13 protein-coding genes are annotated in these 13,878 nt (G+C 56.4%); 2 read left to right on the top strand and 11 right to left on the bottom strand.

What is annotated here, in order from left to right; translation table 11 throughout:
• Positions 1 to 165: 165 nt before the first annotated feature.
• Both hscA and VF629_RS16850 read left to right on the top strand, forming a co-directional pair.
• Positions 166 to 2,037, top strand: coding sequence for a Fe-S protein assembly chaperone HscA (gene hscA, locus VF629_RS16855; protein WP_331059658.1), 1,872 nt, complete (start codon positions 166 to 168; stop codon positions 2,035 to 2,037).
• Positions 2,038 to 2,171: 134 nt separating this feature from the next.
• A complete protein-coding gene (locus tag VF629_RS16850) occupies positions 2,172 to 3,491 on the top strand; it encodes an O-antigen ligase family protein (RefSeq protein ID WP_331059657.1) in 1,320 nt (439 codons plus the stop codon).
• Here VF629_RS16850 and VF629_RS16845 read toward each other — a convergent pair.
• The 11 genes from VF629_RS16845 to rpsM all read right to left on the bottom strand — a co-directional run.
• Complete coding sequence (locus VF629_RS16845; protein ID WP_331059656.1) at positions 3,465 to 3,824, bottom strand: hypothetical protein; 360 nt, start codon at positions 3,822 to 3,824, stop codon at positions 3,465 to 3,467. The genes VF629_RS16850 and VF629_RS16845 overlap by 27 nt on opposite strands.
• Positions 3,825 to 4,110: 286 nt before the next feature.
• Positions 4,111 to 7,407 carry a CARDB domain-containing protein gene (locus tag VF629_RS16840; RefSeq protein ID WP_331059655.1) on the bottom strand — a complete coding sequence of 1,099 codons (3,297 nt, stop codon included), beginning with the start codon at positions 7,405 to 7,407 and terminating at the stop codon, positions 4,111 to 4,113.
• Positions 7,408 to 7,500: 93 nt separating this feature from the next.
• Positions 7,501 to 7,815 (bottom strand): FtsB family cell division protein, encoded by a 315-nt coding sequence (locus VF629_RS16835; protein WP_331059654.1) that lies wholly within the window; start codon positions 7,813 to 7,815, stop codon positions 7,501 to 7,503.
• A 76-nt stretch (positions 7,816 to 7,891) separates the two neighbouring features.
• Positions 7,892 to 9,163, bottom strand: a complete 1,272-nt coding sequence (gene eno / locus VF629_RS16830; protein WP_331059653.1) for a phosphopyruvate hydratase — start codon at positions 9,161 to 9,163, stop codon at positions 7,892 to 7,894.
• A gap of 71 nt (positions 9,164 to 9,234) precedes the next feature.
• The gene (locus tag VF629_RS16825; RefSeq protein WP_331059652.1) at positions 9,235 to 9,945 is read right to left on the bottom strand and encodes a hypothetical protein; all 711 of its coding nucleotides are present in this window, start codon (positions 9,943 to 9,945) and stop codon (positions 9,235 to 9,237) included.
• 13 nt (positions 9,946 to 9,958) lie between these two features.
• Complete coding sequence (locus VF629_RS16820; RefSeq protein ID WP_331059651.1) at positions 9,959 to 10,474, bottom strand: hypothetical protein; 516 nt, start codon at positions 10,472 to 10,474, stop codon at positions 9,959 to 9,961.
• 201 nt (positions 10,475 to 10,675) lie between these two features.
• The gene (gene rplQ / locus VF629_RS16815) at positions 10,676 to 11,278 is read right to left on the bottom strand and encodes a 50S ribosomal protein L17 (protein WP_331059650.1); all 603 of its coding nucleotides are present in this window, start codon (positions 11,276 to 11,278) and stop codon (positions 10,676 to 10,678) included.
• 190 nt (positions 11,279 to 11,468) lie between these two features.
• A complete protein-coding gene (locus tag VF629_RS16810) occupies positions 11,469 to 12,458 on the bottom strand; it encodes a DNA-directed RNA polymerase subunit alpha (RefSeq protein ID WP_331059649.1) in 990 nt (329 codons plus the stop codon).
• Positions 12,459 to 12,548: 90 nt separating this feature from the next.
• A complete protein-coding gene (gene rpsD, locus VF629_RS16805) occupies positions 12,549 to 13,154 on the bottom strand; it encodes a 30S ribosomal protein S4 (RefSeq protein ID WP_331059648.1) in 606 nt (201 codons plus the stop codon).
• Positions 13,155 to 13,180: 26 nt separating this feature from the next.
• Positions 13,181 to 13,573, bottom strand: coding sequence for a 30S ribosomal protein S11 (gene rpsK, locus VF629_RS16800; RefSeq protein WP_035567868.1), 393 nt, complete (start codon positions 13,571 to 13,573; stop codon positions 13,181 to 13,183).
• 88 nt (positions 13,574 to 13,661) lie between these two features.
• A partial coding sequence (gene rpsM / locus VF629_RS16795) for a 30S ribosomal protein S13 (protein ID WP_331059647.1) occupies positions 13,662 to 13,878 on the bottom strand: 217 nt, incomplete at its 5' end.

Here is a 13,878-nt window from a genome sequence, read left to right as displayed (position 1 = left end):
GAAGAAAAAAAAGTATATTAATATTTTTAACCTTGCCATACACTCTCGGCAGTCGCCGCATCATTTCGGCGCCGGGGTGGTTTAGGACCTACTTTTGTGGGGCGCAAACGCGCTTTCTACCTGTTACATTTTTTGGGCTGGCGACCTCGCCGGCCTTGCGCATATATGGCTACAGTTGCTATTAACCTCGCCACTGGCACATTCCAGCAAGAGGAAATCATTGTCGGCATCGACCTGGGCACCACCAACAGCCTGGTGGCCTACGTGCACCCCGACAGCCGCCAGCCCGTGGTCATCAACGACCAGGGCCGGGGCACCATCGTGCCGTCAGTCGTGCACTTTCCCGCCGGGGGCACCGACCCAGTTATTGGCACCGAAGCCCGCGACTTCCTACTCACCGAGCCGCAGCGCACCATTTACTCCGTGAAGCGCCTGCTGGGCAAAAGCTACCGCGACCTGGGCCAGCACGCCACCCAATTGGGCTATAAAGTCATCGACGACAATTCGGAGGGCTTGGTGAAAATCCGTGTCGATGACCGGTTCTTTTCTCCCGTTGAGCTGTCGGCCGACATCTTGAAAGAGCTGCGCGCCCGTGCCGAACACGCCCTCAAGACGCCCGTGAACCGCGCCGTCATTACCGTGCCGGCCTATTTCAACGACTCGCAACGCCAAGCCACGCGCGACGCCGGCCGCCTCGCGGGCCTCGAAGTGCTGCGCATTGTGAACGAGCCCACCGCCGCCGCGCTGGCCTACGGCATCGGCCTCGACCCCAACGACGAGAAAACAGTGGCCGTGTACGACTTGGGCGGCGGCACTTTCGACATCAGCATCCTGCGCATTCAGCAGGGTATTTTTGAGGTGCTGAGCACCAACGGCGACACCTACCTGGGCGGCGACGACCTGGACCGCGCCGTGGTGGACCACTGGACCGCCACCTTCGGCTTGCCCGAAAGCTTCCACACCGACCCGCAACTGCAGCAGCAGCTGCGCCTGGCCGCCGAGATGGCCAAAAAATACCTTAGCCAGCACGACGACTTCACCACCCACCTTACCGACGAAGCCGGCCGGAACCTTCCCGTCACGCTAACGCGCGCCCAGTTCAACGACCTCATCCGCCCGCTGGTGGAGCGCACCATTGCCGCCTGCCGCCAGGCCCTGGCCGACGCCAAGCTCACCACTGCCCTCGACGCCGTGCTGCTGGTGGGCGGCTCCACCCGCGTGCCGCTGGTGTACGAGGCCGTGTCCGAATTCTTCGGCCAGCCCGCCAACAACTCGCTCAACCCCGACGAAGTGGTGGCCCTGGGCGCCGCCATTCAGGCCGACATCCTGGCCGGCAACCGGCGCGACGTGCTGCTGCTCGACGTGACGCCCCTTACGCTCGGCATTGAAACGTTGGGCGGGCTCTTGGACCCCATCATCCCGCGCAATTCCAAGATTCCAACCAAAGCCGGCCGCCAATACACCACCAGCGTGGACGGGCAAGTGAACCTGAAAATTGCGGTGTACCAGGGCGAGCGTGACCTGGTGAGCCAGAACCGCAAGCTGGGCGAGTTTGTGCTCAGCGGCATTCCGGCCATGCCAGCAGGCCTCCCCAAAGTCGACGTCAACTTCCTGCTCAACGCCGACGGCATCTTGCAGGTTGAGGCCATCGAGCTGCGGTCGAACACCCGGCAGAAGGTCGAAATCAAGCCCCAGTACGGCCTCACCGACGAGCAAGTGGAGCAAATGCTGATGGACTCGCTGGTAAACGCTAAGGAAGACGTAGCAGCCCGCTTGCTCATCGAGGCGTGCACCGCCGCTGAGCAGCTGCTGTACCAGGTCGACAACTTCACCCGCAAAAACCGCCAGCACCTCACCGAGGAAGAGCTTACCGCCACCGCCGCGCAGGTAGAGCGGGTGCGGGCTGCGTTGACCGGCTCGGAGCGGGACCCCATCCTCAAGGCCATGGACGAACTAGACGAGCTGACCCGTCCCTATGCCGAACGGGTCATGAACATTTCCATTCAACAAGCCATGGCGGGCAAAAAAATTGGCTAACCACCCCCGCCCGTTCCGTTGCAGCGGGCGCACCATTTTCTTTAGTAACAGGTCGTAGGTAACAAGACATAAGACCAGCACCAAAGTATTTGCAGTCTAACTACTTGCTAATCACTACTGATTACTTACTTAGCATGACTCCTTCGCGCTTTCGCGCTTTTCTGCTTCTGCTTTTTTATGGCTCGCTGTTCAGCCTGCCGCTTTCGGTGGACTGGTTTTCGGACCGGGGCTTCGGCCTGACTTTGCTTACCGAACCTCTGATGGCCCTCACGGTGGGCGTGCTGGTGCTGGGCGGCGTGGGGGGCTGGCTGCGCTGGCCCGGCAAAGCCCACCGGCTCGACAAGCTCATCGGCATTCATTTTGGCACCCTGTTTTTGGCCACAGTATTTTCGGGCGCTCCGCTGGTTTCGGCTAAATACCTGGCCACCCTCTTGCTGTACGTCGCGTTTGGCTACGGCGTGCCCCGCGTGCTGCACCTTACCCGCGTCGAATGGCTAAGGGCCTTGGGAGTGCTGGCCACGAGCACTGCCCTGCTCGCGGGCTACGTGCTGGTGCGCCACCTCATGCAGGGCATTTCCTACAGCAATTCGTACATCATTGCGCAGCCCTTCTTGCAACACGGGCACACCAACCTAACGGTGATGCTCGAGCCGCTGGTGCTGCTGCTGAACCTGGCGCTGCTTCACCATCCGCTACTGCGCAAGCAGGGGCTGCGCCTGCTGGCCACCGCGCTGCTCACGGTGGTGCTGATGGTGGTGGCTTTTTCGTATTCGCGGGCTTCCTACATCTCTTTGGTTATGCAGGCCTTGCTGCTGCTTTTTTACGTGGGCTGGAGGGAATGGCGGCAGTTGCTGCTGCCCTGGTCGGTGGCCGCTTGCCTCATTCTGACCACCTGGCAACTCCTCACCCAAACCCACCCCGACGCCGTCAAGGTCACCGACAAGAGCATCGTTCATGAGCTTGGCACGGTAAGCGACTTCACCCCAACCAATGAGTCGAACGCCGAGCGTAAAAACCGATGGGTGTTTGGCCTGGAGCTTTTCGAGCAAGAACCCATCATCGGCGTGGGCCCGGGCACTTTCCCCGACCGCTACCTCGATTTTGTGCGCAACGCGCCTTCGCATGTAAACTACACCATCACCTTCCGCCGCATGAACAGCCACAACCTCTACGTGACGTGGCTGGTCGAGGCGGGGGCGCTGGGGCTGGCCACGGGCGTAATGCTGCTGGGCTACGTGGGCCTGCGGCTGTTGCGCTGGACGTGGCGCCGCCGCCTCACGCCCACGCAGGTTGGGTTCACGGTATACTTCCTGTTTTTCCTGTTGCACTCCCTCACGCAAGACTTTTGGCAGGAGCCCCGCGTGATTGTGCTGTTTTGGTTGGCCATGGGCTTGCAACGCTACTACGAGCGGCCCACCCCCGTGGCACTACGGCAGACGGCGGCTACCGCTTGATGGCTTCGTCGCGCGCTTGGGCGCCGCCGATTGGTTGGGCCGCAGGCCGAACCCCAGCACCGCCCGCGAGGCAGTGTCCCGAAACGTGACTTCCAGCAACACCGGCGGCGTTTTCAAGCTCGAATCGGCCGCGAAGGAGAAAGAATAGAACAGCTGCGACCCTCCCCCGTCGTCGATGCGCATGCCCAGCTTATACAGCTCGATTTGTTGGCGGCGCGGCTGCCCACTTTTCCACATCGGGCGGGCAGCCGCTTGAAAACCAGCCAAGCTCACGCCCCGGCGCACTTCCGGCGCCAGCCGGGCATAGGCCCCGGCGTAATCAGCCCGAAGCACGGCGCGCAGAAATTGGCTGGCCGCCTGCCCCTGGCTGGGCTTTGCTTGCCGGCTTGACTGGGCGGGAGCCTGCGAGTAACCACAGCCCAGCGCTGCCAGAACTACCAACGCCACGGCTCCTCCCCGTGCGACTCGCAACTGCCCAAGGAGAGCATGAAGCTGACTTACCCACCGGACGACACGTGCTTGCATGGCCAAAAGTAAGCGGGGGCGGCTGGCCCGGCATGTTGCCGGACCGCCGCCCCCGCTTTTTCCAGCCCGTTGCCGGGCCGAAGGTGTGGGTTACTTATTCTATCACTATCCGGCGGGTCACGCTCAAGCCGGTGCCGGTGAGGCGCAGCGTGTATACACCGGTGGCCAGGTGTTGAGTCATGATTTCGGCCTGATTGGCGCGTCCGGCACCTACCTGCAAGGCTTCAGTCCGCACGCGTTGTCCCAAGGCGTTGTAGAGGTCCACAGAAGCCGCGCAGGAAGCGCCTGCGCCGCGCAGTAACACCCGCAACGTGCTGCCCGCCACAACGGGATTGGGGGCCACGCTCACGGTGTAGCCTGCGGTTTGGTCGCGGCTAGCCAAGGGCTGGGTCACGGTCACGGCCAGTGCGGCGAGGTTGTTGCCTTCGTTGGTCTCGCTCACCACGTTGGCGGGGTCAGCCACGAATAGCACGTAGTACGCGCCCGGGGTCACATTGCTCGGCACCGTCGCCACCAGTTGCCGCGTTTCATCAAGGTTCACGCCCAGTACTCCGCCGGACCTGGTGCCCAGCAGCCGGTCGCTGGCATCCAGCGTTTGGTTGGTCGACAGGTAGTAGCCCACTGCCGAACTGGGCGCAGCGCCACCGCCCTGGTTGGCCACAATGCCGCTCAACGACAGGTTGCCACCCACTGCCACCGACGAGGGCGACGCCCCAATTTGGGTGAGCAGCAAATCGGACTGCGGCGCGGCGCCACAGCTCACGGTGGCGTCAAAGCCCGTCGAAGTCGCACTGCCATCGCTGGTAAACTGCACGGTCAGGGCGCCGCTGGCGTTGGTAGCCATCACGAGCGGGGGCAGTTGGTATCCCGTGTAAGAAGCCAGCAGCGGTGCATTCACGCTGGTGCCATCGTAAATGCGCACGTAGTCGAATCCCGGTTCCGTCGAAAAAGAATTGAAAACCAATTGCACCAACGCGCCCGGCGTGGCGGGCAGAATGGTCAGCGTGCCGTTCGAGTAGTCGGCGTAGTTGTTGTAGCCGCCGTTGTCGTAAATCGTGGTAGCGCAAGTAGTAATCGTGGCCGAGCCGGAAAGGGGCACCAGGGTCCCCACAAAAGGCCCGTTCACGGTAAGGGCTTGAGACGCCACGTTGTTGTTCTCGTTGGTTTCAGCCACGGCGCTCTGCGGGTCGGCTACAAACAGCACGTAATAGTTGCCCGCCACTGTGCCCGTAGGAACCACCAAACTGGTAGAGCGGAACGAGCTTTGTCCTGCTGCCAACGCAAACCCCGTGACGGTGTTCAGCAGCACGTCACTGGCGTCCAGTGTCTGGTTGGTCGACAAGTAATACCCCACCGTGCTGCTCACCGACACGGTGTTGCCCGTGTTTAGGATGGAGCACCCGCTGTTGATGGCAAAGCCGGGCGTCACATTGCCCGAACCAAGCGAAGGCTGCTGAATGAGCAAATCAATGCCAGGCGCCACCACTTGCAGCGGCGTGCTGGCCACGTTGTTGTTCTCGTTGGTTTCGCTGAGCTGGTTCTGATAATCGGCCACAAACAGCACGTAATAATTTCCCAGCGCGGTGCCAGTGGGCACGGTTATGTTGGCATAGCGCGACGTGAAGCTGCCCCCGAACAAGCTGCCAGTGGTGTTGCTGAGCAACACATCGCTGGCATCCAGCGTCTGGTTCGTCGACAAGTAGTACCCCACCGTAGCCGGGTTGGCCTGGGCGTTGCCTTGGTTGAAGAGGGAGCAGGTAGCCGAAATGATGCCCCCAGGGGCCGACGACGTCTGTCCCAACGACGCGTTCTGCATCTGCAAATCAATGCTCGGCGCAACCACCGTCAAGAGCAAGCTGCGCACGTTGTTGTTCTCGTTCGTTTCGGTGACAGCGTTGGCTGGGTCGGCCACAAACAACACATAGTATGTGCCTGGCACAGTGCCAGCGGGCACCAGCGGGCTGGCAGACCGGTAGCTCAGCTGGTTGGCTATCAAGAAGCCTCCCACGCTGGAACTTAGTAGCACGTCGGCGGCATCAAACGTTTGGTTGGTTGACAGGTAGTACCCCACCGTGCTGCTGCTAGCGGCGGTATTTCCTTGGTTCACCATCGTCGCGTAGAGCTGCACTTGGTTGCCGGCCACGGTCGGGTTCTGGTAAAGCTGCTCCTGCTGCACCACCAGGTCCACGCCGGGGAGCGCTACCGTGAAGCTAACCGCCACCACGTTGTTGTTTTCGTTGGTTTCTCCCACTTGGTTCTGGAAGTCGGCCACAAACAAGATGTAGTACGTGCCAGGGGTCAAACCGGGCGGCACGGCGGCAGTGCCGTTTCGGGTAGCCGGAAACGAAGGCGTTAGCTGCCCGCCGTACTGCGAGGTCAGTAGCTGGTCAGCAGCGTCCAGAGTGGCGTTAGTCGAGAAATAAAAACCCACGCTGCTGCTGGTGGCCGTCGCATTGCCCTGGTTGGCAATGTTACAGTTCATGGTAAGAGGGGAACCCGCCGTGACATTTTGTGGGTTCACGGACGCCTGCTGAATGGTGAGGTCAATGCTCGGCGGGGTCACGGTCATGTTCACCGATGCCACGTTGTTGGCTTTGTTGCTCTCGCTGACCTGGTTGAGGTAATCGACCACGAACAACACGTAGTAGTTGCCCGGCGCAGTACCCGCCGGCATCGTAAAGTTGGCGAAGCGCGAGGAGGACTGACCCGCAGGCAGCGGAAAGCCCGTTGAGTTGCCCAGCAGTTGGTCATTGCCATCCAGCACCGCGTCAGCCGACAGGTAGTATCCCACCGAGCTGTTGTTGGCAATAGCGCCCGCCAAGTTGTACACCGTGCAGCTGGCCGTCAGGCCCCCACCGGCAACCACGCTCAGCGGCGACAACAAGGCCCCCTGGATAGCCAGGTCCGACTGTGCCGGCGGCGGCACGCTGGTAACGCAGGCAATACTTGCCGAGAAGCCATTTTGCTGCACTATCCCATCCGAAGCAAGACGCACGGTGAGGGCGCCGGAGGTAGAAGTGCCATACACGGTCGTCGGCGGGTTGCTGGAATCGTACGTGCCAATCAGGGGCGCGTTCGTGTTTGCCCCGTCGTAGATAGACACCGCGTCGTAGCCCGTCTCCACCTGAAACGACGTGAATTGCAAGCGGATTTTGTTCCCGGCCGTGGCGGGCGTTATGGTAATCGTGCCGTTGGCATTGGCCGAATACAGCCCGTTCAGGCCGCCATCGTCGTAGAGCGTGCCCCCGCAAGTGGTAACGCTGTTAGAGCCAAAAGATGGTACCGCATAGGTCTGTGCGCAGAGCGCGCCAGGACGCACCAATCCCGTGAGCAGTATACATGTGAATAAGGTGGCAAACAGCCGCAAGGCCGCAGAGTAGTTTTTCTTCATGTAAAAGAATTAAAAATGAAAATATATTGATTATATTGAACAAGGCACAGCTTTTACCTCACCCATGAGTTATTATAAACTCCCAAATGAGGCTTACTCAGCCGTAGCAGGCACCAGCACGAACACGTCTTCGCCCGGCCGCTTCATCAAGTATTTCTCGCGCGCAAATTTTTCGAGCAGCGCCGGCGAGCTCATCAGCTCGGCCCGCTCCCGCTTCACCACCTCAATGTTGTCGAGGTAGTATTGCTTCTCGTTGCGCAGTTCCTTCCACTTCCGGTAAATGTCGAATTGCTTGCCCAAGTCGTTGGCATCGAAAACAAGCATCCAGACCAGAAAGCCGACGCCAGTTAGAAAATAGAAGCTGCGAACCACGCGCAGCAACGGACCAATAAAAGCGGGGAGTTGCATTTGCAGTAAAGGTAATAGAAACGGCCAATTCTGCATCCACAGAATTGGCCGTTTGGACTTTAACTCAACGAAATACTTACATTTTCTTTCCGGGGAAGTACGCCACCTCACCCAGTTCTTCCTCAATACGCAAGAGTTGGTTGTACTTGGCCATCCGGTCAGAGCGCGAAGCCGAGCCCGTTTTAATCTGGCCGGTGTTCAACGCTACTGCCAAGTCAGCAATCGTGTTATCCTCCGTCTCACCCGAACGGTGGCTCATGATGCTCTTGTAGCCATTGCGGCGGCCCAGGTTGATGGCCGCGATGGTCTCAGTTAAGGTACCAATTTGGTTTACCTTGATGAGGATGGAATTGGCAATTCCCTCGTCAATGCCGCGCTGCAGGCGGTCCACGTTGGTCACGAACAAGTCGTCGCCCACCAATTGCGTTTGCTTGCCCACACGGTCGGTTAGGGCCTTCCAGCCGGTCCAGTCGTCCTCATCCATGCCATCCTCCAAGCTGATGATGGGGTACTTCTTCACCCAGTCGGCCCAGTAGTCCACCATCTGCGACGACGTCAGTTTGTCGCCGGTGCTTTTCTTGAAGTGGTACACGCCGTCTTCGTAGAATTCCGACACCGCGGCATCCATGGCAATGAACACGTCTTCGCCTGGGCGGTAGCCAGCCGTTTCGATGGCCTGCAACACAATTTGAATCGCCTCTTCGTTGGACTTAATGTTGGGTGCAAACCCACCTTCGTCGCCCACGTTGGTGCTGAAGCCTTGCTTCTTCAGCACATTTTTAAGGTGGTGAAAAATCTCCGTACCCCAACGCAGCGCCTCCGAAAACGACGAAGCGCCCGTCGGCATAATCATGAACTCCTGGAAGTCGATGGAGTTGTCAGCATGCGAGCCCCCGTTCAGGATGTTCATCATCGGCACAGGCAACGTGGTGGCCCCTACCCCGCCCACGTAGCGGTACAACGGCATGTTGGCGTCGAGCGCCGCCGCCCGAGCTGCAGCCAGGCTCACGCCCAATATGGCGTTAGCGCCCAAATTGGCTTTGTTGCTAGTTCCGTCCATCTCCAGCATAATCTTGTCCAGCAAGGCCTGCTCGTACACCGAAAAGCCTACCAGCTCCTCCGCAATGCGGTTGTTCACGTTCTCTACAGCCTTCAATACGCCCTTGCCCATGTACATGGACTTGTCGTCGTCGCGCAGTTCCACGGCCTCGTGCTTGCCCGTGCTGGCCCCGGAAGGAACAGCCGCCCGGCCCATCACGCCAGAGTCAAGAGTTACGTCAACTTCCACCGTCGGATTACCACGGGAATCAAAAATTTGGCGGGCATGAATTTGCGAAATGAAGCTCATAGCAAAGAGAATTGGTTATGCCAGCAAACTTACGCTACGAGCTACACTTTGCGCATTCTCGTTCTGACTCATCAACGAGTGGATTGCATCACTGAATCCAACACAGTCGCAGTTAGTTTGCCCGCACCCACACCAGCAAATTGCACTTTGTATTGCTTATCAACAACAATGTGAGTAGGAAAGCCCAATATTTCCGGGTGCCCTGGATAGATTTCGTCAACAAACTTTCGATATCTTTTTTGGACGCTGAACTCGTCACCGTACCTGTCCAAATCCAATACGTAGGTTGAAATAAAAACTTTATTCCTATATATAAATGCTTTTATTTTCTGTAGTTCAGACCAATTTTCGGGGCTAACCATGACCAAGTTAACATCCTTTTTTTCCTGGTGCATCTGCAATATCGTGGGTAATTCAGCCACACACGGCTTGCAAAAGCTCCCGTAGATATAAAGATGAGTGAGCTGGTTTGGACTCCCATCAATCAGCTGTCTTATAAGGTCACTGCTGCCTTTATAAATTTTAATATCCGCTGCTGATTTGATGGACTCATTACCCTGAGACTGCTTGGCAACAGCAAGCAATTGTTCATCAGAAGTAGTTAATGGTGTAAGTGTTTTCCTCTCAATCTCAGAAAGCTCGCTAAAGCTGGGGTTTATAACACAACCATATAGAGAAAAACCTAAGAGTAAAGCGCATATTTTTTGTGTCATCGGATTCTGGATTAGTTTGCAAGGATTAAAACGTAAAAAAGTGGAGAAAGACTTATTGGCTTTCTCCACTTTTTATAGGGCTTTACTGTACAACAATTCCAACTTTAAAACCGCCGTTTTCGCCCAATGATGGAGTGAACTCATAAGAACCCGGCTGAATAGTCATTGACTCGTAACCGAACGCATGTGCCGTCTCTGAATTAACTTGGAGAGCTTGTTCAACTTCTACATTTCTGTCAGCATTACCTAGCATCTCAACTTCTTCAGGGAACATAAATTGAAAGACCAGTTTCTTAGTATTTGAGCCCTCTTCCCCATTATTCTCAACATAGCCCGTGAAATGCTTAGGGTCCTCTGGCTTAGTTGACCTGAAAACTGGAATGTTAAAAATCACAAGATGCGCTTGGCATACACCCCATCCGCTTAGGCAACCCTGTGCAGGTCTTCCGATGTAAGCCTTAAATTTAAATATGGTGAAGTCTTGTGTTTTCTTTACCGAAAGTCTGTTGTTGGGTTCTATATCACTTTGCTGACAGGAGAGAAGTGACGAGCAGAAAAGCATAGCCAGAGCTAAAGCCTTGATTTTGTTGTTTTTCATACTTTGTTAGATGATGAATGAATGAGGTTTATTATTAATCAATTCTATCCATTTATTCAAGTAAAAGCATATTATAAAATTGTTATCACTGCTTTAACTACTAAGTATTGAGATGATTTTTACAAATACCCGCGCTTATCAGTAAGCAAAAAAGGGACGCCCCCTGCGGTGCGTCCCTTTTCCTTGAATTGTTAGCGCTAATTAGGCACCGGCTTCGTCAGCTTTAGCCTCGTCGCGGCTTTCGTCTTCTTTCACCGTCTCGGTAGCGGTGTCAGCCGGAGCCGAAGTTTCTACTACAGCGGCAGAAGCAACAGCTTCGCCTTTTACTTCGGTAGCCGAAGTAGCAGCATCGCCGGCAGCAGCCTTCTTGCCGCCACGGCTACGCGAACGACGGGTCGTGGTGGTCTTCTCAGCAGCGGCCGATTTAGCTTCCAGCAACGTCTCGTTGAAGTCTACCAATTCGATTACGCACATGTCGGCGTTGTCACCCAGACGCGTGTCGCTCAGCTTCAGAATGCGGGTATAGCCACCGGGGCGGGTAGCAATTTTGCTCGAAATATTACCGAACAATTCCTTGATGGATTCCTTGTCCTGCAAGGCAGCAAACACCATGCGGCGCGAGTGCGTCGTGTCTTCCTTCGACTTGGTCAGCATCGGCTCCACGTACTTACGCAAGGCTTTGGCTTTGGCCACAGTCGTCGTCAGACGCTTGTGCAGGATGAGCGACGAAGCCATGTTCGATAGCATCGCGTGACGGTGGGCGGTAGTCCGGCCCAGGTGGTTGATTTTTCTTCCGTGTCGCATTGGACGTTTGAAAAAGTGTGTGCTTGCGGGCGGCGACCACGGCGGGCCCCAAAGGCCTCATTAGAACCGCTGCCCCTTGGGCACACTGGTGAAATAAGTAAATGAATAAATGTGTTGACGTGCTGACAAAAAGAAGATGTGCCGATTTGCCAGAACGTCCAGCATCTCAGCACATCAAATAATCAGCAAACTAGTCTTCGTCCAGGCGGTACTTGCCCAGGTCCATGCCGAACTCCAAACCACGCTCTTCAACGAGGTTTTCCAATTCGGTCAGGCTCTTCTTGCCGAAGTTGCGGAACTTCATCATGTCAGCAATTTCGAGCTGCACCAGTTCGCCCATCGTCTTGATGTCGGCAGCCTTGAGGCAGTTCTTGGCACGTACGCTGAGCTCCATGTCCTCCAAGGGAGTCTTGAGCATCTTGCGCATCTGCATGGTCTCCTCATCAATTGGCTCGTCTTCAGTCACGCGAGGACCTTCGAGGGTCATCGTGTTATCCGAAAACAGCATGAAATGCTGAATGAGGATGTTGGCAGCGCCTTTCAGTGCTTCCTCCGGGTGAATGGAACCGTCCGTCTGAATCTCAATGATGAGCTTCTCGTAGTCGGTCTTCTGCTCCACACGGGTGTTCTCGATGCTGTACTTCACGTTCTTGATAGGCGTGTAAATGGCATCAATGGCAATCTGACCGAAAACCTGGTCAGCGGGTTTGTTCTCGTCGGCGGGTACGTAGCCACGGCCACGGGCAATCGTCAGCTCAAACTCCAACTCTTTGCTGGGGTCGATGTGCGCAATCACGTGGTCAGGGTTCAAAACCTCGAAACCGCTGGCGAACTTGGCAATGTCGGCACCCGAGAAGGTCTCCTGACCTTTCACGCGCACTGTAATTTTATCTGCAATGGCATCGCTCGTCTTCTTGAAGCGGACCATTTTCAGGTTTAGAATGATTTCGGACATGTCCTCAATCACACCTTCGATGGTCGAAAACTCGTGCAGCACGCTGTTCGTGCGAACCGACGTGATGGCGAAACCCTCCAGCGACGACAACAGAATGCGACGCAGCGCATTGCCGATGGTGACGCCGTAGCCCTTCTCGAGCGGCTTAAATTCAAACGTCCCGGTGAAGTCGTCGGATTTCTCCATCACCACTTTCTCCGGCATCTGAAAAGCTAAGATTGACATATGTGGGGCGTAAAAAATTTGAAAAAAGTTGGTGAAGTATAAGCACAAGTGCGGCCCGACAAACTGCCGGGCCGCTACCAGTAGTGTTATTTACTTCGAATACAATTCGACGATGAGCTGCTCGGTGATTTTCTCCGGAATCAACTCACGAGCAGGAGCGCTGATGAACTTGCCAGCTAGCTCCTTACCATCCCACTCCAACCAAGAGAATTGGCGAGCGTTACGAACCGACAGGCTCGTGGTGATGGCTTCGAGCGACTTCGACTTTTCACGAACGGCCACGATGTCGCCGGGACGGAGGTGGTACGAAGGAATGTTCACCACTTCACCGTTCACAGTGATGTGCTTGTGACCAACGAGCTGGCGAGCAGCGCGGCGCGTCGAGGCAATGCCCAAACGATACACAGCGTTGTCCAGACGGGCTTCCAGCAATGCGAGCAGGTTATCACCAGTAATGCCTGGCAACGCAGCTGCTTTGTGGAACAAGTTTTCGAATTGCTTCTCCAACATGCCGTACATGTACTTTACTTTCTGCTTCTCCATCAGCTGCACGGCGTATTCCGACTGCTTCTTGCGGCGGCCGCGGCCGTGCTGGCCCGGAGGATAAGCTTTCTTGTTGAGCGCTTTGTCGGGGCCGAAAATTGGCTCGTTGAAGCGACGGGCAATTTTTGAGGTAGGGCCGGTATAACGTGCCATCTTAATCTAATACTAGAAGTGAAAAACTAAACGCGACGACGCTTGGGGGGGCGGCAGCCGTTGTGCGGCAGCGGCGTTACGTCGCGGATGGTGGTCACCTCAATACCCACGTTGCCGAGGGCGCGGATGGCCGACTCACGGCCCGAACCCGGACCTTTCACAAATACTTCGGCTTTGCGCATGCCCAGGTCGTGGGCTACTTTACCGCAGTCGCTCATCGCCATTTGGGCGGCGTAGGGCGTATTTTTCTTCGAACCACGGAAGCCCATTTTGCCGGCCGAAGCCCACGAAATAACTTGACCGTTATTGTTAGTGATGGAAATGATAATGTTGTTGAACGAGGCACGGATGTGTACCTGACCAACCTGCTCCACCACGACAACGCGCTTTTTGGCTTTGTCTTTTCTTTTTTGTGCCATTTGGTTATCGCAAAAAATGCGGGAGGTGTTGGCGCTGGCGGCTGCGGATAATTTATCCGCAGCCGCCAGCGCCGATTCCCGTGTGAGTTTATTTAGTTGCCTTCTTCTTGCCGGCTACCGTCTTCCGCTTGCCCTTGCGGGTACGCGAGTTGTTCTTGGTGCGCTGACCACGAACTGGTAGACCTTTGCGGTGACGCAAGCCACGGTAGCAACCGATGTCCATCAAACGCTTGATGTTGGTAGTCACTTCCGAGCGCAGAACGCCTTCCGTCTTGTGCTCAGCAGCAATGATGGCACGGATAGCA

The organism is Hymenobacter sp., assembly GCF_036388155.1.
GTDB lineage: Bacteria > Bacteroidota > Bacteroidia > Cytophagales > Hymenobacteraceae > Hymenobacter.
Note: the sequence above shows the minus strand (reverse complement) of the source record. Positions and strands in the feature narration are given on the sequence as shown.